The sequence below is a fragment of the Paraburkholderia ferrariae NBRC 106233 genome (assembly GCF_000685035.1).
GTDB classification, from domain to species: Bacteria; Pseudomonadota; Gammaproteobacteria; order Burkholderiales; family Burkholderiaceae; genus Paraburkholderia; species Paraburkholderia ferrariae.
In genome coordinates this window covers 94,834-117,753 of sequence record NZ_BAYB01000024.1, presented here as the reverse complement: position 1 = coordinate 117,753, position 22,920 = coordinate 94,834, and the positions used below count along the sequence as shown (strand labels likewise).

The following is a 22,920-nucleotide window of genomic DNA, read 5'->3' as shown; positions in this document are numbered from 1 at the left end:
AGGGCCATACTGTGGCACGCCGGGCGGCGCGCGTGCAGAACGCCGCGGCGAAGCCGCTTCGACCCGGGCGGCGCGACGGGTGTTCCGGCATCGCGGAAGCCGCGGTTGGCCCCGGCTGCCGTCAACGCGGGACCGGACTGTACCCCAATTCCCACGAAAGCTTCTGCGCGCACTCGCGCAGCGGCGTATCCACCGCTCCGTTCCAGTCGATGTCGAATGCGCCTTCGTGCCCCAGTGCGATCAGGCCGAGCGCGAGATCGCCCGCGGCGTCGAAGACCGGGGTGCAGAACGCATGGATCGTCGGCAGCAGCATGCCTTCCACGCGCGCCGCACCGTGCTCGCGCACCTCGGCGAGCGCGCGCTCGAGCTCCTCGGCCGTGCGCGGCGTCGAGGCCCAATGGGACTGGCGCGCGCTCGCCAGTTCGCGCTCGATCATCGGGCCGGTCTTGCTGCGCGGCAGGTAGGCGGCAAAGAGCAGGCCGGTGGCGGAACTGAGCATCGGCATCACGTCGCCGAGGCGCAGCGACGCCTTGGCCGGATGGCTCGACTCCATCCAGTGCACGACGGTCGGCCCCTGGTTGCCCCACACGGCGATGCCCATGGTCACGTCCAGCCGGTCGCGCAGTTGCGCGAGCGCGATGCGCGCGAGCTTGACGCCATCCACGCGCGCGAGCCGCGCGAGGCCCAGTTGCAGCGCGAATCCGCCCAGTTCGTAGCGGCCCGAGAGCGGGTCCTGCGCGACCACGCCGAGCCGCAGGAAGCTCACCAGGTAGCGGTGCGCCTTCGCGGGGCTCATGCCCGCGCGCTGCGCGAGGTCGCGCAGCATCATGGCGCGCGGCTCGCTCGTCAGCACTTCGAGCAGACGAAACCCCACCTCGATCGACTGGATGCCCGAGCGCAGCTTTTCTTCGCCGGATTCTGCGGCCTCGGCGGCCTCGCCGGCATCGGCGAACGCATCGGCGCCAGGATCGTCTGCTTCGGCAGAATCGGCACGGCGGGAGGACAGCGAGGGAGAGCGGGCGGATGGCGGCATGGAGGTCGTTTTGATCGAAGCGAAGCAAGCGGCGCGCGAGGCGGGGAGCCTCGCCTGCGAGCCCCGCTTGGGCCGCGCCGATTCACCATCGTAGAATACATTTCCTCTATCGTCATCCGCACAACGCACGAGCCTCCATGAAACTTGCCACGCTGAAGGACGGCACCCGCGACGGTCAGCTGATCGTCGTTTCCCGCGACCTGCGCACGGCGGCGATCGCCGACACGATCGCGCCGACGCTGCAACGCGTGCTCGACGACTGGCGCTTCCACGCGCCGCAACTGCTCGACCTCTACGACGCGCTCAACCACGGCCGCGCGCGCAACGCGTTCGGCTTCGACGCCCGCGACTGCATGGCGCCGCTGCCGCGCGCCTACCAGTGGGCGGACGGCTCGTCCTATGTGAACCACGTGGAACTCGTGCGCCGCGCGCGCGGCGCCGAAATGCCGCCCGAGTTCTGGACCGATCCGCTCATGTACCAGGGCGGCAGCGACGACTTCATCGGGCCGGCCGAGGACATCGTGTGCGCGTCCGAGGCCTGGGGCATCGACTTCGAAGCCGAGGTGGCGGTGATCACGGGCGACGTGCCGATGGGCGTCGCGCCCGACGAGGCGCTGCGCGCCATCCGTCTCGTCACGCTCGCCAACGACGTCTCGCTGCGCAACCTGATTCCCGCGGAGCTCGCGAAGGGCTTCGGCTTCTTCCAGAGCAAGCCGGCCACGTCGTTTGCGCCCGTCGCCGTGACGCCCGACGAACTCGGCGGCCACTGGCGCGAGGGCCGCGTGCATCTGCCGCTGCTCGTGCACTGGAACGGCCGCAAAGTGGGCCAGCCCGACGCGGGCACGGACATGGTGTTCCACTTCGGCCAGTTGATCGCGCACGCGGCGAAGACGCGCAACCTGCGGGCCGGCGCCATCGTGGGCTCGGGCACGGTCTCGAACAAGGACCCGAAGCGCGGCTACTGCTGCATCGCGGAGAAGCGCTGCCTCGAAACGATCGAGCACGGCGCGGCGAGCACGGAGTTCATGAAGTTCGGCGATACCGTGAAGATCGAGATGCTCGACGAGACGGGCAAGTCGATCTTCGGCGCGATCGACCAGGCGGTGGCGCCCGCGGCGGACGCGAGCTGAAGCGCCGGCTGCGGCACCCACCGCGGCATCGACCGCATCGGCGCGAAAGGGTTTCGCCCGATGCCGCAGGCGAGGCGCGCGGCTACACTGGCGAACGCTCGCCGCCCGCGCTCACGAGGCGCGGCGGCGAGGAGAGCCTGCTGCGCCCGCCGGGGCAACGCGCCCGATGAGCATGACGGGCCGGCAAGGCCGGAAGTCGTACGAAGAATACGTCACGCACCCTTAACGAGGAGACGCCATGCAGCACGCCCGCACCCGCCGTCCCGCCGCTTCGCACTGGCTGGCGGCGCTCGCCTTCCTGCTTTGCCCCGCGCTCGCGCTCGCCCAGGTCAAGATCGGCCTCGTGCTCTCGCTCACGGGGCCGGCCGCGTCGCTCGGCATCCCCGCACGCGACACGGCCGCGATGTTCCCCACCGAGATCGCCGGGCAGAAGGTCCAGTACATCGTGCTCGACGATGCTTCGGACACCACCCAGGCCGTGCAGGACACCAAAAAGCTCATCGACGAAGACCACGTGGACGCGATCATCGGCTCGTCGATCACGCCGAACACGCTGGCGATGCTCGATGTGATCGCCGCGGGCCAGACGCCCACGATCTCGCTCGCTTCGTCGGCGAAGATCATCGAACCCGTGGACGAGAAGCGCCGCTGGATGTTCAAGACCCCGCAGACCGACGCCATGATGGCCGGCGCGATCGTCGAGCACGCCGTGGCGCGCAACGTGAAGACGCTCGCGTACATCGGCCAGGCGGACGCGCTGGGCGAGACGTTCTATGCCGAAGTCGCGAAGGCCGCGCAGCAGCACGGCATCAGGATCGTGGCGAACGAGCGCTTCAACCGCACCGATCCTTCGGTGACGGGCCAGGTGCTGAAGATCGTGGCCGCGAACCCGGACGCCGTGGTGGTGGGCGCGGCCGGCACGCCCGCCGCACTGCCGCCCCGAGCGCTCAAGGAGCGCGGCTACAAGGGCCTCATCTATCACAATCACGGCGTGGGCAACCGCGACTTCCTGCGCGTGTGCGGCGCGGACTGCAACGGCACCTTCCTGCCGGCGAGCCCCGTGCTGGTCGCCGCGCAACTGCCCGAGGACTATCCGGGCCGGCGCCTCGCGCTCGACTATATTTCGCGGTACGAAGCACGTTACGGCGCGCTCAGCGTGTCGGCGTTCGGCGCCTATACGTGGGACGCGGGCCTGCTGCTGCAAGGCGCGATTCCGGTGGCGCTCAAGTCCGCCGCGCCCGGCACGCCCGCGTTTCGCGCGGCGTTGCGCGACGCGCTCGAATCCACCCGGGGGCTCGGCGACACCAACGGCGTGGTCAACATGAGCGCGACCGATCACCTCGGCCTCGATGCGCACGCGCGCGTGATGGTGGAGATCCGCGACGGCAAGTGGATCTATCAGCCGCCGCATTGACGCATTGACGCGTGCATCGAAGCCGCAACCCTCGAACATCCGAAGCAGGAGGCAGCGCCATGAACGACTCTCCCTACGCCCGTTATCACGCCTTGCGCGTGCGCCGGCACGAGCACGGCATCGTCGAGATCGTGATGAGCGGAGAAGGCGCGAACAAGAGCGGCCTCGCCACCGCCGACGCGAACATGCACCGCGAGCTCGCCGAAATCTGGCGCGACGTGGACCGCGATCCGGACGCGCGCGTGGCCGTGATACGCGGCGAAGGCAAGGGCTTTTCGGCGGGCGGCGATCTTGCGCTCGTGGAGGACATGGCCACGCATTTCGATGTGCGCGCACGCGTCTGGCGCGAGGCGCGCGACCTCGTCTACAACGTGATCAACTGCGGCAAGCCCATCGTTTCGGCGATGCACGGGCCGGCGGTGGGCGCGGGGCTCGTCGCGGGGCTGCTGGCCGACATCTCGATCGCGACGAAGACGGCGCGCATCATCGACGGCCATACGCGCCTTGGCGTGGCCGCCGGCGACCACGCGGCGATCGTGTGGCCGCTCCTGTGCGGCATGGCGAAGGCGAAGTACTACCTGCTGCTGTGCGAGCCCGTGAGCGGCGAGGAGGCCGAGCGCATCGGCCTCGTCTCGCTCGCCGTGGACGAAAGCGATCTGCTGCCGAAGGCGTTCGAGGTCGCGAAGCGCCTCGCGAACGGCTCGCAGACGGCGGTGCGCTGGACCAAGTACGCGCTGAACAACTGGCTGCGCATGGCGGGGCCGAACTTCGATACGTCGCTCGCGCTCGAATTCATGGGCTTTGCCGGCCCCGACGTGCGCGAGGGCGTGCAGTCGCTGCGCGAGCGCCGGGCGCCGGACTTCCCGGGCGGCGATCCGTTCGCATTCTGATGCTGTAACGCAAGCCGCCGCGCGCGGTATGATCGGACAAGACACCGGCATGCTGTGCCGCTCGAACAGCCACCGTGTCACTCAACCCCTGCGAGGAGATCCGCATGACTGACCCCGCCGGCTCCGTGCCGCCGTTTCCGGGCTTTCCCGGTTTCCCGCCCGCCGAGATGCTCGACCGCATGTGGGGGATGATGCGCCTCACGCCGTTCGGCAGCGCGTTCCCCGGCAGCGAGCCGGGCATCGCGCAGGGCTTCGGCCCCTCGCTCTCGATGATGTCGGACATGATGACGCCGCTCACCAACATCGAAGAGCTCGACAAGCGCATCACCGACCTGCGTGCCGTCGAACAGTGGCTCAAGCTCAATCTGAGCATGCTGCAGTCGGCCATCCAGGCGCTCGAGGTGCAGCGGGCGACGCTTTCCACCTTGCGTGCGTTCGGCGCGTTCGCGCAGTCGCAGATGGCACCGCCCGCGCACGAGCCCTCGCATGGCAGTGCGCAGTCCGCGCGCGCAAAGGAGGCGGCGGCTTCCTCGTCGGCTGGCCCGGCTCACGCGGCCGACCCGGCCGACGCAGCCGGCTCGGCGGAGAACGCAGCGCCGCCGCCGGGCTTCGACACGTCGGCATGGTGGAACCTGCTGCAGGCCCAGTTCAACCAGCTCGCGCAGTTTGCGGTGGCGCAGCCCGCGGCCGCGGCGCAAGGCGCAGCGGCTGCGGCGGGCGACCCGGCGGGCGCGGGCGAAAAGCCCGCTGCGAAGCGCGCGGCGGGCAAGCCGTCCGCCTCGCGCAGCACGAAAAAGGCGCCGGCGCAGCCCGAGTGAGGCGCGCGGCGCACGCTTGAACCGCGTCCGCGAGGGCGCTTACGGGGAGCGTCTGCATCATGCGGCTTGCGCTCGTGATGATGGGCGGCGGAGCGCGCGCGGCCTACCAGGCCGGCGCGCTGCGCGCACTGGCGGAACTTGCCGAGGCGGCCGAACCCGGACGCCGTGCCATGCCGTTCACGGTGATCTGCGGCACTTCGGCCGGCGCGATCAACGCCACCTCCATCGCCAGCCACGCCGATCATTTCGCGAAGGGCGCCGAGCAACTCGTGAAAGTCTGGTCGGGCCTGAGCGCCGATCAGGTGTACCGCACGGACTGGCCCGGCGTGGCCGCCGCGGGCGCGCGCTGGCTCGGCGCACTGGCGTTCGGCTGGGCCACCTTCGGGCTTGCCGCGCGGCGCACGCCCCGCACGCTCTTCGATAACGCGCCGCTTGCGCGCCTGCTGGCGCGCACGCTGAGTTTTCACCGCATCGAGCAGATGCTCGACGAGCGGCGTCTGCATGCGGTTTCCGTCACGGCGCTCAGCTACTCGTCGGGCCGGCATCTCACCTTTTATCAGGCGTGCGAACCCATCAGCGCCTGGCGCCGCGCGCAGCGCACGGCACGCATGGTGGCGCTCACGCCCGCGCATCTGCTCGCCTCGGCGGCCATTCCCTACGTATTCCCGGCCGTGCGCCTCGAACTCGACGGCCGCCACGAGTATTTCGGCGACGGCTCGATTCGCCAGATCGCGCCGCTCAGCCCCGCGATCCACTTCGGCGCGCAGCGCATCGTCGTGATCGGTGCGGCCGCGCCCGCGCCGGAGGTGCCCGCCGCGCGCCCCGACATCGACACCTATCCGACGCTCGCGCAGATCGGCCAGCAGGTCATGGCGAGCGTTTTTCTCGATGCGCTCGGCGCCGACATCGAGCGCGTGGAGCACATCAATCGCATGGTGCGGCACCTGCCGGAAACGGTGGAGCCCGAAAGCGGCTGGCGGCATGTGGAGGTGCTGGCGATTGCGCCGAGCGAGCGCATCGAACTGATCGCGGCGCGCCATCTGCAGGCGCTGCCGGCTTCGGTGCGGGTGCTGCTGGGGGCGGTGGGCGGCAATCGCGCGTCGGGGGCCGCGTTCGCGAGTTATCTGCTGTTCGAAGAGGCGTTCACGCGCGAGCTGATCGAGCTTGGCTACCGCGATACGCTGGCCCGGCGCGAGCTTCTTTTGACCTGGCTCAAGGCCCCGGGCGCAGGCGCGGGCGAGCATCCGGAGGGGCGGCGGATCTGAAAGATCGGCGTGCTATCATGGTGTAAGGTTTTTTCGGCCGTTTTGGCGTCGTTTGACAGGGTTCGGGCAGCTTTCCGCGACGAAAGCCATCCCGAACCGGAGCAGGGATGACCCGCAGCGCTGCGGCAATCGGCTGCGGATCGCTGAGGGTAACGGCGATGACAGCGGCGATGGGAACGGCGATGACGATGGCGATGACAGCGGTTCGCCGGGCTCTCGTGGTCCCGGGCGCGGCCGGCGTCACGGGCGCAAGCCCGCATGAACACATCGACAACCGGGTTCGAGGCACGGAGCAGCTACCCAGAACCCGCCAGGCCGCTCTCAAACCGGTACAAGACGGGTACAAGGATTGCCGTGCGGCAGACGCAAGTCGCTGCCGGATGGTTCTGGGCGGCCGATTACCGCGTAAAATTGAATGCTTTTCGCCTGCGTGCCGCGTTTTCCCCGCGCTCACGCGGCACGCAACATTCGTTAGGGGCGCGTCACGCGTGCGTCACGCGCAGATCAGGGGCGGGACTATGAACACGATGCTTTATCCGGAACTTTACAAATCGCTCGAATCGGTCCGTTGGGACATGGAAAAGGACATTCCCTGGGACCAGTTCGACGCGTCGCTCCTCACGGACGAGCAGGCGAAGACCATCAAGATGAACGCCATCACCGAATGGTCCGCGCTGCCGGCCACGGAGATGTTCCTGCGCGACAACCATCACGACAGCGACTTCTCCGCGTTCATGAGCGTGTGGTTCTTCGAAGAGCAGAAGCACTCGCTCGTGCTCATGGAGTATCTGCGCCGCTTCAAGCCCGAGCTCGTGCCGACCGAAGAGGAACTGCACGCGGTGCGCTTCGAATTCGACCCGGCGCCGCCGCTCGAAACGCTGATGCTGCACTTCTGCGGCGAGATTCGCCTGAACCACTGGTACCGCCGCGCGGCCGAATGGCACACGGAACCCGTCATCAAGGCGATCTACGAGACCATCTCGCGCGACGAGGCGCGCCACGGCGGCGCCTACCTGCGCTACATGAAGAAGGCGCTCACGAACTGCGGCGACGTCGCGCGCGCGGCGTTCGCGAAGATCGGCGTGCTGATGGCTTCGGCGCGCCGCACCGAAAAGCCGCTGCACCCCACGAACCTGCACGTGAACCAGGCGCTCTTCCCGCGCGACACGGTGCAGTCGCGCCTGCCCGACCCGGAATGGCTCGAGCGCTGGCTCGACGAGCAGATCCGCTTCGACGACGGCTGGGAAAAGAAGGTGGTCGAGCGCATTCTGCACAACCTCTCGATCCTGTTCGAGCGCACGTTCACCACGGCGCAGGAACTGAACCGCTACCGCAAGGAAGTGGTTTCGCGCCTGCAGTCCGAACAGGGCTCGCAGCAGCAACCCGCCTGAGCGGCACGCGCGCGCCGGCCGTAGCCCGCACGCGCACCGCACGGCAAAGACGGCCCGGGCGTTCGCGTTTCCGGGCCGTTGTTTTTGGTGCTTCGCTTTTCTTCACGACCAGGTTTCGCCCGATGCCCGTTTCCTTCGAACGCAAGATCACGACCCGCGAAGCGCTCGCGCAACTGCGGCCCACGCTCGCCGGCCCGGTGGTGTTCACCAACGGCGTCTTCGACATCCTGCACCGCGGGCACGTCACCTATCTCGCCGATGCGAAGGCGCTCGGCGCGACGCTGATCGTCGGCGTGAACAGCGATGCGTCGGTGCGCATGCTGGGCAAGGGCGACGACCGTCCCGTCAACACCGAAGCGGACCGCATGGCGCTGCTCGCGGCGCTGGAAAGCGTGGACTGGGTGGTGGGCTTTGGCGAGCGCACCCCGATCGAGCTAATCGAGGCGGTGCATCCGGACGTGCTCGTGAAGGGCGGCGACTACGACATGGACGTGCTGCCCGAGTCGGCGCTCGTGCGCGGCTGGGGCGGGCGGGCGCTGGCGATTCCGTTCGAGCACGACCGCTCGACGACGAAGCTGCTGAAGAAGGTGCGCGGCGACGCGGCTTGAGTGCCGCGGCTTCGAGCGCTGCCTGAGTTCCTGCACGGCCTCGGGGGCATCGAACGAAGGCTTTACTGCGTCAACGCCGAGGCCTGCACCGCGGGCTCGGCCACCGGGCCGCCCACCACGGGCACGTCGACCGATTCGGAAGCCGCGATCGGCCGCACGGTCAGGCGCTCAGGATGGATCTGCCGGTTCAGCGGCAGGCTGTCGCGCGAGCCCGAGGCGGGCGTCGGGCCGAAAACGCCGCGAATCGCCGCGAAGGCGACGAGGTTGGCGAGAATCAGAATGGCGATCAGCCAGCGCAGCATCGTAGGAAGCTCCGTCGATATCGGTTTCGTTGGTCCGCCGCCGCGGCGCAGCGCGCGTGCGGCGTTTGTGCGTGCAGCAAGAGCGTGCTCAGGACTGTGCCGCGATCAGCGCGAGCCCCGCGAGCACCAGCGCGTCGTGGCGAGTATGCGGCACCTTGAGTGCGGCTGTCACTTCCGCGGCCGCGCCGCCGCTCACCACCAGCCGCACCGGCTCCTTCCACTCGTCCTGCAGGTCTGCCCACGCGCGCTCGATCAGCGCGGCCTGCGCAAGCGCACAGCCTGCGGAGATGGCGCGTTTCGTATCCGTGGCAAAGCGCGGGCCCGGCTGCGCGTCGGCTGCATCGCCGGCATCTTCCGCCGCCGCGCCGGTCAGGCTGCGCACCGCGGGCGCGTCGAGCACCGGCAACTGCGCCGTGTGCTCGCCGAGCGAGCGCATCATCAGCGTCCAGCCCGGCGCAATCAGGCCGCCGACGAACCTGCCGTCCGCGCGCAGCGCCTCGAGCGTCGTGGCCGTGCCGAAGGTCGCGATCAGGAGCGGCTCGCCCGGAAAGGCCGCGTGCGCACCGATCATGCCGGCCCAGCGGTCGCTGCCGAGGGCGTCGGGCGTCGTGTAGCCGTTGGTCACGCCGCATTGCTGCGCGCACGCGCGGATCACGGTGCGCGGCAGGCCCGGCCAGCGCGCCTCCACGAGTGCGGCAAGGCGCGCGGCCACCGCTTCGCCCGCCACGTTCGAGATCCACGCGCTCGCGGGCGTGGGCAGATCGGCCCACTCCGGCAATCCCCGCGCGCCGGGCGGAACCTCCCGGAGGCCGTCGTGATCCGCCGCGCCCGCATGGGTGCGCGTGCCTGCCGTGTCGGCGATGGCCCATTTGATCCGGCTGTTGCCGGCGTCGATCAGCAGGAAAGGCGGCTTCGCAGCGGGCCCGGGCGCCGCGCTCATGCGCCGCCGCCCGTGATGCGCAACGAAACGTCGCCGGTCGTGACCGTTTCGCGGCCGCTCGCCGTATCGACCAGCAACTGCCCGCGTTCGTCCACGCCCACCGCCGCGCCGCGCATGATCTCCTTGCCCTGCTCGAACAGCGTCACCTGGCGGCCCGCGTAGGCGTGGCAAGCGTTCCAGCGTGCCTGGAACGGCGCGAAACCCGCTTCGCCGAAGCGCTTGAGCGCGGCTTCGAGGGCGTTGAGCTCGGCGGCGAGGGTATCGGTGAGATTCGCGTTGGGCCACGCGCGCGAGAGCGCCGTGGGCGTCGTGCCCGGCACCGCCGGAGCGTCGGCGCCCGCGTTGAGCGCGTCGATCTTCGCGGCCAGCGCGTCGGCGCCGCGCACGTTCGTGCCGATGCCGATCACGACGGCCGTGGCATCGGGCGTGCTCCACGCGGTCTCGACGAGGATGCCCACCAGCTTGTCGCCTTCGAGCAGCACGTCGTTGGGCCACTTGAGCGCGATCTGGCCGGGCGCGGCCACGGGCAGCGTGCGCAGGCCGTCCACGAGCGCCGAGCCGATTGCGAGGCTCAGGCCCGCGAGGCCGTCGATCGGGCGCGGCAGCACGCAGGCGAGCGAGAACAGCAGCGCGTCGCCGGGCTGCGCGACCCAGCTGCGCCCGCGCCGTCCCCGGCCCGCGGTCTGCAGGTAGGCCACGCGCACGAGCGGCCGCGCGAGCGCATCGGCGCGCTGGGGCAGCGCCCTCATGCGCGCCATCAGGTCGGCGTTGGTCGAGCCGGTTTCCTCGACGATCTCGATGGGCCAGTCGTGGGCCACCGGCCCGAACAGCGTGATCGCGCGGTCGCGGTCGATGCGCCAGTCGCCGGCGGGCGGGTTAGCGGGGGAAGAGGAGGTGGCGTTCATGTGCCGTATTGTAGTGGCTGGCGGCGCGGCAAACGCAGTGCGCCCCGCAGTGTGCCCGTTGCGCCCAAATGAACGCCAAAAGGGGGTGCGTTCGCTACAATGGCTGCTCCCCTCCCGCCCGAGCGCCCAGCCTTGACTCAAGAGACGCCACCCGGCCTCGACATTACGGCCGGCTCCAAAGGAAAGATCGTCCGCCTCTCGGGGCAGTGGACCGCGCTTGCCCTCGCGCGCGACCGCGAGCGCGGCAAGGCGGCGCTGCGCCTGCGCACGCTCGCACGCGAGCCCATCGGCGAGTGGGACCTCTCGGGCATCCAGCGCATGGATCACGTGGGCGGCCAGGCGCTCTGGCGCGTCTGGGGCCACAAGCTGCCGGCCAACCTGATCGCGCTCACCGACACGCAGCGCGACATCTTCCAGCGCATCGCGCTCCTCGACTCCGTGCGCGAACCCGCCGAGCAGGTGGTGCGGATCGACCCGGTGACCAGGCTCGGGCTCGCGATCTTCTCGTTCTTCGAGCACCTGTACGGCGGCATCGGCATGCTCGGGCGCGTGATCCTCGACCTGCTGCGGATCCTGCGCCAGCCGAGGCTCACGCCCTGGATCGAGATCTCCGCGAACATCTACAACGCGGGCGCGCGGGCGCTGCCCATCACGGCGCTGGTGGCGTTCCTGATCGGCATCGTGCTTTCGTATCTTTCCGCGCAGCAGTTGCGGCTCTTCGGCGCGAACCAGTACATCGTCAATATTCTCGGGCTGGCGGTGATCCGCGAACTCGGGCCGGTGCTCTCGGCGATCCTCGTGGCCGGGCGTTCGGGCTCGGCCATCACCGCGCAGATCGGCGTGATGCGCGTGACCGAGGAACTCGACGCCATGCGCGTGATGGGCATCTCGCACGGCCTGCGGCTCATTCTGCCGCGCGTGATTGCGCTCGGCATCGCCATGCCGCTGCTCGTGACCTGGACCGACATCATCGCGCTGCTGGGCGGGGCGCTTGCGGCCAAGCTCGTGCTCGGCATCGACATTTCGTACTTCGTGCGCTCGCTGCCCAGCGTGGTGCCGATTGCGAACCTGTGGATCGGGCTCGGCAAGGGCGTGGCCTTCGGCATGCTCGTCGCCATCGTGGGCTGCCACTTCGGCTTTCGCATCAAGGCGAATTCGCAGAGCCTCGGCGAAGGCACGACCACCTCGGTCGTTACCTCGATCACGATCGTGATCCTCGCCGACGCCGTGTTCGCCATCCTGTTCCAGAACGTGGGGCTGTCATGAGCACGGCGGGCACGACAGGCACCACGGGCACGGCGGGCCGGATCGCCGCGACCAGCACGACGGGCACCCGCAGCACGCCGCTCAAGGAAGCCGTGCGCGACCTGCCGCTGCCGCAGATCGGCGAGCCCGTGGTGGAGGTGCGCAACCTCACGAAGCGCTACGGCCGCAATATCGTGCACCAGCATCTGGACCTCGACATCCGGCGCGGCGAGATCGTGACGATCGTGGGCGGGTCGGGCTCCGGCAAGACCACGCTCGTGCGGCAGATTCTCGGGCTCGAGCGGCCGACGTCGGGCACCATCAAGCTGTTCGGCGAGGACCTCACGAAGATCGACTCCGAAGCCGCGCGTCTGATGCGCACGCGCACCGGCATGCTGTTCCAGCACGGCGCGCTCTTTTCTTCGCTCACGGTGTTCGACAACATCGCGCAGCCCGTGCGCGAGCTGGGCAAGATGCCCGCGGATCTGCTGCGCGACATCGTGATGCTCAAGCTCGAGATGGTGGGGCTGCCGTGCAAGCACGCATCGAAGATGCCGGCGGCGCTTTCGGGCGGCATGGTCAAGCGCGTCGGGCTCGCGCGCGCGATCGTGCTGGAGCCCGAGCTGCTCTTTCTCGACGAACCGACGGCGGGGCTCGATCCGCGTTCGTCGGACGAAGTGGTGGAACTCATCAGCACGCTGCACCGCGCGCTCGGGCTCACCGTGGTGCTCGTGACGCACGATCTCGACGCGATGGTCGCGCTCTCCACGCGCGTGGCCGTGCTGGCGGAGCGCCGCGTGCTGGTGGCGGCGCCGGTGGAGGAAGTGGCGGGCGTGGACGATCCGTTCATCCGCGAATATTTTCTGGGTATGCGAGGGCGGCGCGCGCTGCAGGCGCTGCCGCCCGAGCGGCGCGCGAAGCTGCCGCCGGCGGCGCTCGCGCCGGCGTTCGGCACGTCGGGGAACTGAGCCGGGAACTGAGCCGGGAATCGAGCCGGGAATCGAGCCGGGAATCGAGCCGGGAATCGAGCCGGGAATCGAGCCGGACACCGGGCCGGAAACCGATGCGCGCACAGTGGTGCCAGCGGCGAAGCTAGCCGCCAACGAGGGAATCTGACGATGGAAAACAAACCGCATGCGTTCTGGGCCGGCCTCTTCACGATCGGCCTGCTGGTCGTGATCGCGCTGGTGGTGCTCTTCTTCAGCGCCGACCATGCCGTGCACGTGCCCTACGACCTGATCTCGCGCACCAGCGTGACGGGCCTCTATCCGGACGCGGCCGTGCGCTATCGCGGTATCGACGTCGGCAAGGTGGAGACCATCCGCTTCGACCCGAACCAGCCGGGCGAGATCCGCATCCGCATTCTCGTGGACCAGAAGGCGCCCATGACGCGCTCCACCTTCGGCACGCTCGCGCTGCAGGGCGTGACGGGGATCGCCTTCGTGCAGCTCGACGACAACGGCCAGGACCTCTCGCCGCTGCATTCCTCGGAGGCGCACGTGGCCGAACTGCCGCTGCGCCCGGGGCTGCTCGACCAGCTTCAGCGGCGCGGCGACGCGCTGCTGCGCAAGCTCGACAACATCGCCGGCGACATCGACGACCTGCTCTCCAACGACAACCGCAAGCAGTTGATGGCCGCCGTCACGAGCCTGCAACAGGCCGCGGACAGCGCGAACACGCTCGCGAAGCAACTGGAGCCGACCACGAGCCGCCTGCCCGGCGCCGTGACCGACCTGCAGCGCACGCTGCAATCGACGAACCAGTTGATCCAGAACGTGAACCGCCCCGACGGCCCGTTCCAGACCAACCTCAACAAGGCCGGCACGGCGGCGGCGCAGGCGGGTGCGGCGCTCACCTCGATGGATGCGTCGATCCAGGATCTTTCGGCGCGGCTTGGTTACGACACGCTGCCGCGCGTCGATTCGCTGACCGAGGACGTGCGCTCGGCCGTGCGCTCGGTGGACCGCGCAGCAGGCACCTTCAGCGTGAGCCCGAGCAGCGTGCTGTTCGGCGGCGCGCCGCGGCTCGCACCGGGGCCGGGCGAGCCCGGCTTCGTGTGGCCCGCCGCGGGCGGCGGCTCGGCTGGCCACTAAGGTGGCAAGTAAGGTGGCAAGTAAGGTGGCCGGCGGGGTGGTCAGGAGGATGCCCAATCAGGTGCAGCACGCATGGGCCGCGCCGCGAAGCGTGCGGCACCGGGCCCATCCGCAATACGTTCGACGCATGAAGCGCGGCGCCGCCACGGCGCCGCACGACCCAGAAGGAACTGCAATGTCACGCTCGACTTCCCACCTCGGCCGCGCCGTCTCCAAGGCGCTGGCAGTGCTCGCGGCGTGCGCTGCCGCCACGCTCCTCGTGGCGTGCGCGGGCAACTCCGCGGCGCTCTCCGACATCCGCTACGACCTGGGGCCGCCGGCGCAGGCGAGCGCGGCGGGCCCGCTGCCGCCGCTCAAGGTGCTCGACGTGAGCGCGCCGCCGCCGCTCGACAACGACGGCATTCTCTACCGCCTGAGCGCCGATTCGCAGCGCACGGCGCGCTACGCGGACAGCCGCTGGACGATGTCGCCGGCGCGCCTGCTCACCCTGCGCCTGCGCAACATGCTCGGCGCGCGCGCGACGGTGCTCTCGGGCGCCGACGCCGTGCAGGCGCCGATGCTTAAGGTCGAGCTCGACCAGTTCGAACAGGTGTTCGACAACCCGAACCGGAGCTCGGGCGTGCTTACCGCGCGCGCGACGCTGATGCGCGGCGGCAAGGTGATCGCGCAACGCGAGTTCGTCGCGCGCGCGCCGGCCGGCACGCCCGATGCGGCAGGCGGCGTGCATGCGCTCGCCGCGGCCAGCGACGACTTCGTGAGCCAGGTGAGCACGTGGCTCTCATCGCAGCAACTGGCGGGCACGCCCTGACCGCAGCGTCCGGACTCGGGCCACGTTCGACAGCGGGCGTCGAGCGCGAGGACGCGGGCGGCGGCGGGGCAGCACCATGGTGAGGAAAGGGCGCGTGAAGCGCCGGGCGCCGCGAGACGAGGGCGTCCGCCGCGCAACGCCGGGCGGCGGCCCCCGCGATTCTGGCGATTCCGGCGCCCCGGACCCATCGGGCAGCCGCGATCGAGGAGGCGGAGGCCACGACGGGGATAACGGCGGCAAGCGCGGAAGCGGCGGCGATGGCGACGGCGCTTCCAACGGCTGGCGCGGCCGGCCTTCGACGCTCGCGCGCGAGGCGCTCCTCCTCTATGGCGCGCTGATCGTCTATGCCTCGTGGTATCCGTTCAGCGGCTGGCGCTCGCTCGGCCTCGGCCCTTTCGATTATCTCGCCGACCCGCTTCCCCACTACTGGACCGTCTTCGACGTCGTTACCAACGTGCTGGGCTACATGCCCTTCGGCGCGCTGGCCGTGCTCGCCGCCTGGCCGCGCTGGCGCGGCGCGCGGGCCATCGCGCTCGCATTCGCCGCGGGCACGCTGCTCTCCGCGCTGATGGAGGCCGTACAAACGTGGCTGCCCACCCGCGTCGCCTCCAATCTCGACCTCGCCACGAACGCGCTCGGCGCGTTGCTGGGCGCACTCCTCGCCGCCCCCGCGACCGGTCCGCTGCTCGAACGCGGCTGGGTGAGGCGCCTGCGCTTTCGCTGGTTCGAGCGCGACGCGGCCGCGCTCTTCGTGCTGGCCGGCCTCTGGCCATTCGCGACGATGTTCCCGCAGCCGCGCCTGTTCGGCCTGGGCGACTGGCCGGCCGAACTCTGGCAGCGTTTCGACACCTCGATGCAGGACGCCATGCTCGCCTGGCTGCCTCTCGCCTGGCACGTGCGCGCGTGGCCGGGCGCGCTGGCGGGCGCTTTCTCCGATGGCGTCTCCGAAACGCTCGTCACGGCGCTCAACCTGTTCGGTGCGGCGGCGTTCGCCTCGCTGCCCATGCGCGAGCGCGCCCCGCGCGTGCGCCTCCTGCTCGCACTGATTGCGGCGACGCTGGGCATCAAGCTCGGCGCCACCTTCCTGCAGTCGCAAAGCGGCCTCGTGTTCGACTGGGCGACGCCAGCCGCCGTCGCGGGCATCGCGTGCGGCACGCTCGCGGCGCTCGCCGCACTGCGTCTGCCGCGCCCCGCGCGCGCAGCGGCGGCCACGGCAGCGATCGCGGTGTCGCTCGTGCTGGTGAACCTGCTGCCCGTGAATCCCTACTTCGACGTGCTGCTCGCGGACTGGCGCCAGGGGCGCTATCTGCACTTCAACGGGCTCGCGCGCTGGCTGGCCTGGAGCTGGCCGTGGGCCGCGCTTATCTGGAGCGCGTTTTCGCTGGAACGCGCTTGGCTCGCGCGGCGGGCGCGCTGATGGCGGCGAAGGCCGGGCGCGCGAGGGGCCGGCCGGCGCGAGTGGGGGCGGGAGCATTCGCGCGGCGCTCGCTATAATCGACCGGTCCCTACGACGCGCTGCGCGTCTGTCCCCTCGCGTGGCAGACGCATGGCGCGAACCGCAAACGCATCGAACCGCGCGCGGCGCCCCGGCGGCACCCGGCGCGCGATCTGCACAGGTACCCCACGCCATGACCGACTCGTTCTACAAGTACCACGTCTTCTTCTGCCTGAACCAGCGCGAACCCGGCGCCGAACGCCCGAGCTGCGCGAACTGCAACGCCCAGGCCATGCAGGAGTATGCGAAGAAGCGCGTGAAGCAACTGGGCCTTGCGGGCCCGGGCCAGGTGCGCATCAACAAGGCGGGCTGCCTCGACCGCTGCGAGGAAGGCCCGACCGTCGTCGTGTATCCGGAGGGCACCTGGTACACCTATGTCGACGAAGCCGACATCGACGAAATCGTCGTCTCGCATCTGCAGAACGGCCAGGTGGTCGAACGTCTGAAGATTTGACTTGTCATTGCCCCCTCACCGACCGCTGATTGACTGCTGATCGACCTCTGATCGACCGATAAGGACTGCCGCGCGATGAACGCCCAGACCCAGAAATTCCACATCGACGGCCCCGTTGGCCAGATCGAGTGCGCGCTCGACGCGCCCGACGCGGGCACGCCCGTGCGCGGCATCGCGCTCGTGGCGCATCCGCATCCGCTCTTCGGCGGGACGATGGACAACAAGGTCGCGCAGACCCTCGCGCGCACGCTCGTCCAGCTTGGCTACACCACCTACCGCTCGAACTTTCGCGGCGTGAGCGAAACGGCCGGCACGCACGACAACGGCATCGGCGAACAGGACGATTTGCTCGAACTGCTCGCCTACATGCGCGCCCAGCCGGGCCAGGCCGATCTGCCGCTCGTGCTCGCGGGCTTCTCGTTCGGCACCTTCGTGCTCTCGCACGTCGCGAAGCGTTATGCCGAAGCGGGCGGCGCCATCGAGCGCATGGTGTTCGTCGGCACGGCCGCGAGCCGCTGGGAGGTCGCGCCGGTGCCCGAAAACACGCTCGTCGTGCACGGCGAACTCGACGATACGGTGCCCATCCTCTCGGTGTACGAGTGGGCGCGGCCGCAGGAACTGCCGGTGGTCGTGATTCCGGGGGCGGAACACTTCCTGCACCGCAAGCTGCATATCCTCAAGCGCATCATCGTCGATGCCTGGCGTTGAGCGCGGCTGATCGCCCCCAGCGTCCCCCGTCGTTTCCCGTTCATCCCCCGTTTTATCCGCGCCACAGCCTGCGGCGGCCTCTCGCGGCGCCGCGGGCCTGCCTGCGAAAAATGCGCGACAGGTCCGCATAAAAGCGGCGTTAGCGAAAAAACGCCGCAACGCGGCGCGTATAATGGCCGTTCTTTTTGTGGACGCCGCAGCCCGCGGTTCGCGGCGCGAGGCGCCGTTTGACCGGCCGGTGCGCCCATGGCGCCGCGCGCGAACCTGTCGCTGCGCCGCCGGTCCAACGCTCGCCGCCTGCGCCGCAGCTCATGCCGGATTTCGCGCGCACCTTCGCGCCGGACTTCGGCGAACCCGCGCGCTCACGCGTCCTCACCGGCTCTCTCAGACCGTGCGCCGCATGGCGCGCAACGTTCACTCTGCCCGACTCGAACCTATGCGTTTTCTCTCCTCCGGCCTTCAGTCTTCCTCCGCTTTCGTTTCCCCTGCACTCGTTCGCAAAGTCACGCTCGGCGCTCTGCTGCCGGCCACGCTGCTCGCGTCGGCCAGCGCCTTCGCGCAGGTGCCGCCGCCCGCGGTGAACGCGCGTTCGTGGGTGCTCGTCGATGCGACGGCCAACCAGGTGCTCGCTTCGGGCAATGCCGACGAGCGCGTCGAGCCGGCTTCGCTCACGAAGCTGATGACGGCCTACCTCGTGTTCGAGGCGCTGCAGACGAAGAAAATTTCGATGGATCAGATCGTCACGCCGAGCGACGCCGTGCGCCGCGTGAAGAACGACGAATCGCGCATGTTCATCGAGGCGAACAAGCCGGTGTCCGTGCACGACCTCGTGTACGGCATGATCATCCAGTCGGGTAACGACGCGGCCATCGCGCTCGCCGAACTCGTGGGCGGCAGCGAGGCGAACTTCGTCAACATGATGAACGCCGAAGCGCAGAAGCTCGGCATGACGCACACGCACTTCGCCGACGTGAACGGCATGCCCGACCCGAATCACTACACGACGGCGGCCGACCTCGCGACGCTCTCGACCCACCTGATCCGCGACTATCCCGAGTACTACAGCATCTTCTCGGTCAAGGAATTCAAGTACAACAACATCAAGCAGCCGAACCGCAACCGCCTGCTGTGGATCGACCCGACCGTCGACGGCCTGAAGACCGGCCACACCGAGGCGGCCGGCTACTGCCTGATCGCTTCGGCGCGGCGCCCGATCGCGGGCGGCGGCGAGCGCCGTCTCGTCTCGGTGGTGATGGGCGAGCAGAAGGAACACGACCGCGTGCAGGACAGCATGAAGATGCTGAACTACGGCTATAGCGCCTACGACACCACGCGCATCTACCAGGCGGGCCAGGTGGTGGCGACGCCGCGCGTCTACAAGGGCGCCGACGATACGGTGAAGGTCGGCGTGAAGAAGGACCAGTACGTGACGCTGCCCAAGGGTGCTGCCGACAAGGCGAAGCCGCAGGTCGAACTCACGAACCCGCTCATCGCGCCGCTCGCCGACGGTCAGCAGGTCGGCTCGGCGAAGTTCGTGGGCGCGGACGGCAAGGTGCTCGCGCAGTTCCCGATCGTCGCGCTGCAAACGGTGCCGCAGGCCGGCATCGTGGGCCGCGTGTGGGATTCGCTGATGCTCATGTTCAACAAGAAGAAATGAGCGCGCAGGCCCCTTCGTCCGAGGCGGGCGCGGCGGCGGCACCGGAGTTGCTCGTCTGGCTCAACGGCGAACTCACGCCGCTGTCCGAAGCGCGCGTGCCGGTGCTGGATCGCGGCTTCATCTTCGGCGACGGCATTTACGAAGTGGTGCCGGTCTATGCGCTCGCCGCCGAGGGCGCGAGCGAGAAGGTGCGCGTGCCGTTTCGCATCGCGCAGCATCTTGCGCGCCTCGCGCGTTCGCTCGACAAGGTTGCGATTGCGAATCCGTTCGACGAGGCGGGCTGGCGCGCGCTGATCGCCCAGGTGATCGAGGCGAACGAAGCCGCGGGTGCGCTCGCGCGCGACGAACACGCGAACCTCTACATACAGGTGACGCGCGGCGTGGCGAAGCGCGGCCACGCGTTTCCCGCCGGTGTGCGGCCCACGGTGCTCGTAATGGCGAACCCGATGCGCCTGCCCACCGACGCGCAGCGTGCGAGCGGCGTGGCCTGCGTGAGCGCCGAGGATCGCCGCTGGCTGAACTGCGACATCAAATCGACGTCGCTGCTCGGCAACGTGCTGATGGCGCAGTACGCCGTGGAGCACGGCGTGTTCGAGACGATCCAGCTGCGCGACGGTCTGCTGACCGAAGCGTCGTCGTCGAACGTATGGGTCGTGAAGGACGGCGCGCTCTACGCGCCGCCGAAGAGCAACCTGCTGCTCGAAGGCATTCGCTACGGGCTCGTCGAGGAACTCGCGCGCGAGTGCGGCATTCGCTTCGAAGCGCGCCAGATCGACGAAGCCGCGCTGCGCCGCGCCGACGAAATTCTCGTCACCTCGGCGACCAAGGAAGTGCTGCCGGTCACGTCGCTCGACGGCGCGGCCGTGGGCAGCGGCAAGCCCGGCCCCGTGTATGCGGCGCTCTACGCGGCCTATCAGCGCGTGAAGGCGCGCTCGGCGGCCGAAGCTGCACAGGCGCAGGCCGAATCGTTGCAAGGAGTAGAAAAATGAGCGAAACGCTAAACACCGCGAAGGAATCGCTGATCGAGTTTCCGTGCGATTTCCCGATCAAGGTGATGGGCAAGACCCACCCGGAATTCACGCAGACCATCGTCGCGGTGATCCGCACGTTCGACGGCGCCTTCGACGAGCGCGCCATCGAAACGCGTCCTTCGAGCGGCGGCAACTACACGGGCCTCACCGTGAGCGTGCGCGCCGAGAGCCAGGCGCATCTCGACGACATCTATCGCGCGCTCACCGGGCATCCGATGGTGAAGATCGTGCTGTAAGCGCGATTCCCGTTTCATGTCGCGAGGCAAGGGCCGCTTTCGAGCGGCCCTTGCCTTTTTCGGGGCGCACGTGCGCGCGGCTCAGGGCGCCTCTCCGGCCCGCTCGCGCAGCGCGGCGGCAGCGGCCGTCATCAGCGGGCCGGCCTCGCAGGCATCCTCGTAGAGCTTCCTGAAACGCGCGACCTCGTCGAACACCCACGTGCGGAACGCCTGCACGCGCCCGGTTTCCAGCCGCTGCGGCGTGCAGATGAAGTAGTAGCGCCAGGGGCTCGGACCGTCGATGTCCTTGAAGAGCCGCACGAGGCGCCCGAGCGTGATCTCGTGCACCGCGAGCGAGCGGCGCACGAGCGCGATGCCCTGGCCGTCCATGGTCGCCTGCAGCAGGTTCGACGAATCCTGGTAAAGCACGCCGCGTTTGGGTTCGGGAAAGTCCGTGAGGCCGGCGGCGTCGAACCAAGGCCGCCAGAGTTCGTCGTCCGAGCGCAGCAGCGGAAACCCGGCAAGCTCGCGCGGCTCGGTGGGCAGCCGGCCGCCGTTGAAGCCCGGCGAGCAGGCGGGAAAGAAAATTTCGTCGAGCAGCAGTTCGGCGTGCAGGCCCGGATAGTGACCGTAGCCGAAGCGGATCGCCACGTCCACGTCGTCGCGGGCGAGGTCGGCGAGCTGGTTCGTCGATTGCAGTTCGACGTCCCATTCGGGATGCGCCTCGATGAAGCGGCCGATGCGCGGCGTCACCCAGCGCGCCGCGAACGACGAGAGGATCGACACCACGAGCCGCCGGTCGCGATCGCCGGCGCGGATTTCCTGGGTGGCGTGGATCAACTGCGTGAGGGCGTCGCGCACCTGGAGCGCGTAGCGGCGCCCCGTGTCGGTGAGGCGCACGCGCTTGCCGTCGCGTGCGAAGAGGGCGACGCCGAGCTCGCCTTCGAGCGCCCGGATCTGGTGGCTGACGGCGCCGTGGGTGACGAAGAGTTCGTCGGCGGCGCGCGAAAAGCTTTCGTGGCGGGCGGCGGCTTCGAACGCCTTAAGCGCATTCAGTGCGGGGAGCTGGCGAAGGTCCATCGTAATTTTTCTCACATAGCCGTGAAAATTGATCGTTTTCCCTAAGTCCTTGCTACGCCTACGATTGTAGCCATGGAAGCAGCTTTGGCGGAGGCGGAAATGAGAGAAATTTCTTCGGATATCACGTTTGAGGTGCTCGCAGATCAGGTGGCTTCGGTGCGCGTGACGCGCAGCACGCGGGTGACGGTGCGCTGCGGCGCCGTGTGGCTCACGCGCAGCGACGACACGGCCGATTACTGGCTCGAACCCGGCCACACGCTGCGGCTGCGGCGCGGCGAGCGCCTGTGGATCGGCGCGGAAGGCGGCGGGGCCGCGTGGGTGGCGTTCGAGTCGCCGGCCCGGCTGGGCGAACGCCTGTTCGATGCACTCGCGCGCTATGCAACGCGCTTTGGCATTCATAAGGGTGACGGGTGGTATTCCGTTTGAGGCCGCAGGTTTGGCGGTTCGGGTTGGCCGGACTTGAAAAGGTGCGGGTGGGGGCGGGCGGATCGGACGATGCGCCCGCCCTTTTCGCATCCGGCGGCTTCGCGCCGATTTCGGTAAACTTCCGAAAATCATGTGCGCCACCCCGGTCTCACCCTCACAAATGACATCCGACCCCGCATTGGCGGAGCCGGCTTCTCCATCGAATCTCGCATCGGCGGCTCCCGTTGTGCTGTGCTGGCGCGGCCTCGAGCCCTATCAGGCGAGCTTCGACGCGATGCGCGAATTCACCGCCGCCCGCACCGCCGAAACGCTGGACGAGATCTGGCTCGTCGAGCATCCGCCCGTCTTCACGCTGGGGCAGGCCGGCAAGCCGGAGCACCTGCTCGTTGCCGACAGCGGCATTCCGCTCGTGCAGATCGACCGCGGCGGCCAGATCACCTATCACGGCCCCGGCCAGGTGGTGGCCTATCTGCTGCTCGACCTCAGGCGGCGCAAGCTCATGGTGCGCGAGCTGGTCGAGCTCATCGAGGAGGCCGTGATCGAAACGCTGGCGGCGTATAATCTCGCGGGTGCGCGCAAAGCCGGCGCCCCCGGGATTTACGTGCCAGAAGGCGCAGAAGATGCAGAAGGCGCTGGCGCCGCGAGCGCTGCCCACGTGGGCGCCAAAGTCGCCGCGCTCGGCCTCAAGATCCGCAACGGCTGCAGCTATCACGGCGTGAGCCTGAACGTGTCGATGGATCTGAAGCCGTTCCTCGCGATCAATCCGTGTGGCTACGCAGGCCTCGAAACCGTCGATATGGCGACGCTCGGCGCAAGCGCGAGCTGGCAGGACGTGGCCGCCACGCTCGCCGCGCGGCTCGAGGCGAACCTCGCTGCGCACCCTGCCCGCCCTGCGGCGCAGGAGGCAAAGGACCCCGGCGCGAGTCTCGCGCCAACGCTTTCGGTGGCCGAAGCGGCCGCCGCAGACCCGGCAGCCGAAGCGGCTCGACCGGACCCGGCCGCAGGCGGCTAG

24 protein-coding genes are annotated in these 22,920 nt (G+C 69.2%); 19 read left to right on the top strand and 5 right to left on the bottom strand.

The features are described 5' to 3' along the window. Positions 1 to 121 precede the first annotated feature (121 nt). Positions 122 to 1,033, bottom strand: a complete 912-nt coding sequence (locus BFE01S_RS24395) for an IclR family transcriptional regulator (protein WP_028227764.1) — start codon at positions 1,031 to 1,033, stop codon at positions 122 to 124. 137 nt (positions 1,034 to 1,170) lie between these two features. On the opposite strand from BFE01S_RS24395, the gene BFE01S_RS24390 reads away from it, so the two are divergent. The 7 genes from BFE01S_RS24390 to rfaE2 all read left to right on the top strand — a co-directional run bounded on the left by BFE01S_RS24390 (position 1,171) and on the right by rfaE2 (position 8,549). Next, positions 1,171 to 2,163 (top strand): fumarylacetoacetate hydrolase family protein, encoded by a 993-nt coding sequence (locus BFE01S_RS24390; RefSeq protein ID WP_028227763.1) that lies wholly within the window; start codon positions 1,171 to 1,173, stop codon positions 2,161 to 2,163. A gap of 238 nt (positions 2,164 to 2,401) precedes the next feature. After that, positions 2,402 to 3,577 (top strand): ABC transporter substrate-binding protein, encoded by a 1,176-nt coding sequence (locus BFE01S_RS24385; protein WP_028227762.1) that lies wholly within the window; start codon positions 2,402 to 2,404, stop codon positions 3,575 to 3,577. 59 nt (positions 3,578 to 3,636) lie between these two features. Continuing rightward, positions 3,637 to 4,467, top strand: a complete 831-nt coding sequence (locus BFE01S_RS24380) for an enoyl-CoA hydratase/isomerase family protein (RefSeq protein ID WP_028227761.1) — start codon at positions 3,637 to 3,639, stop codon at positions 4,465 to 4,467. Positions 4,468 to 4,571: 104 nt separating this feature from the next. Continuing rightward, the gene (locus BFE01S_RS24375) at positions 4,572 to 5,285 is read left to right on the top strand and encodes a PhaM family polyhydroxyalkanoate granule multifunctional regulatory protein (RefSeq protein ID WP_028227760.1); all 714 of its coding nucleotides are present in this window, start codon (positions 4,572 to 4,574) and stop codon (positions 5,283 to 5,285) included. 59 nt (positions 5,286 to 5,344) lie between these two features. Next, positions 5,345 to 6,550 (top strand): patatin-like phospholipase family protein, encoded by a 1,206-nt coding sequence (locus tag BFE01S_RS24370; protein ID WP_028227759.1) that lies wholly within the window; start codon positions 5,345 to 5,347, stop codon positions 6,548 to 6,550. 527 nt (positions 6,551 to 7,077) lie between these two features. Further along, positions 7,078 to 7,941, top strand: coding sequence for a ferritin family protein (locus tag BFE01S_RS24365; RefSeq protein ID WP_028227758.1), 864 nt, complete (start codon positions 7,078 to 7,080; stop codon positions 7,939 to 7,941). Between the two features lie 122 nt (positions 7,942 to 8,063). Then, positions 8,064 to 8,549, top strand: a complete 486-nt coding sequence (gene rfaE2 / locus BFE01S_RS24360) for a D-glycero-beta-D-manno-heptose 1-phosphate adenylyltransferase (RefSeq protein WP_028227757.1) — start codon at positions 8,064 to 8,066, stop codon at positions 8,547 to 8,549. A gap of 62 nt (positions 8,550 to 8,611) precedes the next feature. Here rfaE2 and BFE01S_RS24355 read toward each other — a convergent pair whose 3' ends face one another. From BFE01S_RS24355 to BFE01S_RS24345, 3 genes are all read right to left on the bottom strand, one after another. Then, positions 8,612 to 8,851: a hypothetical protein gene (locus BFE01S_RS24355; protein WP_028227756.1), complete on the bottom strand. Its 240-nt coding sequence runs from the start codon at positions 8,849 to 8,851 to the stop codon at positions 8,612 to 8,614. A gap of 88 nt (positions 8,852 to 8,939) precedes the next feature. Further along, complete coding sequence (locus BFE01S_RS24350) at positions 8,940 to 9,791, bottom strand: type III pantothenate kinase (RefSeq protein WP_042338396.1); 852 nt, start codon at positions 9,789 to 9,791, stop codon at positions 8,940 to 8,942. After that, positions 9,788 to 10,696, bottom strand: a complete 909-nt coding sequence (locus BFE01S_RS24345; protein WP_028227754.1) for a biotin--[acetyl-CoA-carboxylase] ligase — start codon at positions 10,694 to 10,696, stop codon at positions 9,788 to 9,790. Before BFE01S_RS24345 ends, BFE01S_RS24350 begins: the two co-directional genes overlap by 4 nt. Before the next feature lie 132 nt (positions 10,697 to 10,828). On the opposite strand from BFE01S_RS24345, the gene BFE01S_RS24340 reads away from it, so the two are divergent. The 10 genes from BFE01S_RS24340 to BFE01S_RS24290 all read left to right on the top strand — a co-directional run bounded on the left by BFE01S_RS24340 (position 10,829) and on the right by BFE01S_RS24290 (position 20,423). After that, a complete protein-coding gene (locus BFE01S_RS24340; protein WP_028227753.1) occupies positions 10,829 to 11,962 on the top strand; it encodes an MlaE family ABC transporter permease in 1,134 nt (377 codons plus the stop codon). Beyond that, complete coding sequence (locus BFE01S_RS24335; RefSeq protein WP_084170125.1) at positions 11,959 to 12,909, top strand: ABC transporter ATP-binding protein; 951 nt, start codon at positions 11,959 to 11,961, stop codon at positions 12,907 to 12,909. Before BFE01S_RS24340 ends, BFE01S_RS24335 begins: the two co-directional genes overlap by 4 nt. Positions 12,910 to 13,059: 150 nt before the next feature. Next, positions 13,060 to 14,034, top strand: coding sequence for an MlaD family protein (locus BFE01S_RS24330; protein WP_028227751.1), 975 nt, complete (start codon positions 13,060 to 13,062; stop codon positions 14,032 to 14,034). Between the two features lie 175 nt (positions 14,035 to 14,209). Further along, positions 14,210 to 14,842, top strand: coding sequence for an ABC-type transport auxiliary lipoprotein family protein (locus tag BFE01S_RS24325; protein ID WP_028227750.1), 633 nt, complete (start codon positions 14,210 to 14,212; stop codon positions 14,840 to 14,842). Positions 14,843 to 14,936: 94 nt separating this feature from the next. After that, positions 14,937 to 16,259: a VanZ family protein gene (locus tag BFE01S_RS39935; protein WP_245621179.1), complete on the top strand. Its 1,323-nt coding sequence runs from the start codon at positions 14,937 to 14,939 to the stop codon at positions 16,257 to 16,259. Positions 16,260 to 16,470: 211 nt separating this feature from the next. Further along, positions 16,471 to 16,791, top strand: coding sequence for a (2Fe-2S) ferredoxin domain-containing protein (locus tag BFE01S_RS24315; protein ID WP_028227749.1), 321 nt, complete (start codon positions 16,471 to 16,473; stop codon positions 16,789 to 16,791). A 75-nt stretch (positions 16,792 to 16,866) separates the two neighbouring features. After that, positions 16,867 to 17,499 carry an alpha/beta hydrolase gene (locus BFE01S_RS24310; protein ID WP_028227748.1) on the top strand — a complete coding sequence of 211 codons (633 nt, stop codon included), beginning with the start codon at positions 16,867 to 16,869 and terminating at the stop codon, positions 17,497 to 17,499. Between the two features lie 436 nt (positions 17,500 to 17,935). Then, positions 17,936 to 19,156 carry a D-alanyl-D-alanine carboxypeptidase family protein gene (locus tag BFE01S_RS24300; RefSeq protein ID WP_028227746.1) on the top strand — a complete coding sequence of 407 codons (1,221 nt, stop codon included), beginning with the start codon at positions 17,936 to 17,938 and terminating at the stop codon, positions 19,154 to 19,156. Further along, on the top strand, positions 19,153 to 20,145 hold the full coding sequence (locus tag BFE01S_RS24295) for a D-amino acid aminotransferase (RefSeq protein ID WP_042338392.1): 993 nt from the start codon (positions 19,153 to 19,155) through the stop codon (positions 20,143 to 20,145). Before BFE01S_RS24300 ends, BFE01S_RS24295 begins: the two co-directional genes overlap by 4 nt. Beyond that, positions 20,142 to 20,423, top strand: coding sequence for a DUF493 family protein (locus BFE01S_RS24290; protein WP_028227744.1), 282 nt, complete (start codon positions 20,142 to 20,144; stop codon positions 20,421 to 20,423). Before BFE01S_RS24295 ends, BFE01S_RS24290 begins: the two co-directional genes overlap by 4 nt. 81 nt (positions 20,424 to 20,504) lie before the next feature. Here the strand turns inward: BFE01S_RS24290 and BFE01S_RS24285 are convergent, their stop codons facing one another. After that, complete coding sequence (locus BFE01S_RS24285; RefSeq protein WP_028227743.1) at positions 20,505 to 21,482, bottom strand: transcriptional regulator GcvA; 978 nt, start codon at positions 21,480 to 21,482, stop codon at positions 20,505 to 20,507. Positions 21,483 to 21,581: 99 nt separating this feature from the next. On the opposite strand from BFE01S_RS24285, the gene BFE01S_RS24280 reads away from it, so the two are divergent. Together BFE01S_RS24280 and lipB are read left to right on the top strand one after the other, a co-directional pair. Beyond that, a complete protein-coding gene (locus BFE01S_RS24280) occupies positions 21,582 to 21,908 on the top strand; it encodes a DUF2917 domain-containing protein (protein ID WP_028227742.1) in 327 nt (108 codons plus the stop codon). A gap of 160 nt (positions 21,909 to 22,068) precedes the next feature. Continuing rightward, positions 22,069 to 22,920, top strand: coding sequence for a lipoyl(octanoyl) transferase LipB (lipB, locus tag BFE01S_RS39930; protein WP_245621178.1), 852 nt, complete (start codon positions 22,069 to 22,071; stop codon positions 22,918 to 22,920).

Bases quoted from the DNA above. Each gene is read 5' to 3' on its own strand.
- BFE01S_RS24385 (WP_028227762.1), top strand. From the start codon at position 2,402: ATGCAGCACGCCCGCACCCGCCGTCCCGCCGCTTCGCACTGGCTGGCG.
- BFE01S_RS24365 (WP_028227758.1), top strand. From the start codon at position 7,078: ATGCTTTATCCGGAACTTTACAAATCGCTCGAATCGGTCCGTTGGGAC.
- BFE01S_RS24295 (WP_042338392.1), top strand. From the start codon at position 19,153: ATGAGCGCGCAGGCCCCTTCGTCCGAGGCGGGCGCGGCGGCGGCACCG.
- lipB (WP_245621178.1), top strand. From the start codon at position 22,069: ATGACATCCGACCCCGCATTGGCGGAGCCGGCTTCTCCATCGAATCTC.
- BFE01S_RS24325 (WP_028227750.1), top strand. From the start codon at position 14,210: ATGTCACGCTCGACTTCCCACCTCGGCCGCGCCGTCTCCAAGGCGCTG.
- BFE01S_RS24285 (WP_028227743.1), bottom strand. From the start codon at position 21,482: ATGGACCTTCGCCAGCTCCCCGCACTGAATGCGCTTAAGGCGTTCGAA.
- BFE01S_RS24315 (WP_028227749.1), top strand. From the start codon at position 16,471: ATGACCGACTCGTTCTACAAGTACCACGTCTTCTTCTGCCTGAACCAG.
- BFE01S_RS24380 (WP_028227761.1), top strand. From the start codon at position 3,637: ATGAACGACTCTCCCTACGCCCGTTATCACGCCTTGCGCGTGCGCCGG.
- rfaE2 (WP_028227757.1), top strand. From the start codon at position 8,064: ATGCCCGTTTCCTTCGAACGCAAGATCACGACCCGCGAAGCGCTCGCG.
- BFE01S_RS24310 (WP_028227748.1), top strand. From the start codon at position 16,867: ATGAACGCCCAGACCCAGAAATTCCACATCGACGGCCCCGTTGGCCAG.
- BFE01S_RS24280 (WP_028227742.1), top strand. From the start codon at position 21,582: ATGAGAGAAATTTCTTCGGATATCACGTTTGAGGTGCTCGCAGATCAG.
- BFE01S_RS24395 (WP_028227764.1), bottom strand. From the start codon at position 1,033: ATGCCGCCATCCGCCCGCTCTCCCTCGCTGTCCTCCCGCCGTGCCGAT.
- BFE01S_RS24390 (WP_028227763.1), top strand. From the start codon at position 1,171: ATGAAACTTGCCACGCTGAAGGACGGCACCCGCGACGGTCAGCTGATC.
- BFE01S_RS24375 (WP_028227760.1), top strand. From the start codon at position 4,572: ATGACTGACCCCGCCGGCTCCGTGCCGCCGTTTCCGGGCTTTCCCGGT.
- BFE01S_RS24300 (WP_028227746.1), top strand. From the start codon at position 17,936: ATGCGTTTTCTCTCCTCCGGCCTTCAGTCTTCCTCCGCTTTCGTTTCC.
- BFE01S_RS24350 (WP_042338396.1), bottom strand. From the start codon at position 9,791: ATGAGCGCGGCGCCCGGGCCCGCTGCGAAGCCGCCTTTCCTGCTGATC.
- BFE01S_RS24370 (WP_028227759.1), top strand. From the start codon at position 5,345: ATGCGGCTTGCGCTCGTGATGATGGGCGGCGGAGCGCGCGCGGCCTAC.
- BFE01S_RS24330 (WP_028227751.1), top strand. From the start codon at position 13,060: ATGGAAAACAAACCGCATGCGTTCTGGGCCGGCCTCTTCACGATCGGC.
- BFE01S_RS24355 (WP_028227756.1), bottom strand. From the start codon at position 8,851: ATGCTGCGCTGGCTGATCGCCATTCTGATTCTCGCCAACCTCGTCGCC.
- BFE01S_RS24290 (WP_028227744.1), top strand. From the start codon at position 20,142: ATGAGCGAAACGCTAAACACCGCGAAGGAATCGCTGATCGAGTTTCCG.
- BFE01S_RS24345 (WP_028227754.1), bottom strand. From the start codon at position 10,696: ATGAACGCCACCTCCTCTTCCCCCGCTAACCCGCCCGCCGGCGACTGG.
- BFE01S_RS24335 (WP_084170125.1), top strand. From the start codon at position 11,959: ATGAGCACGGCGGGCACGACAGGCACCACGGGCACGGCGGGCCGGATC.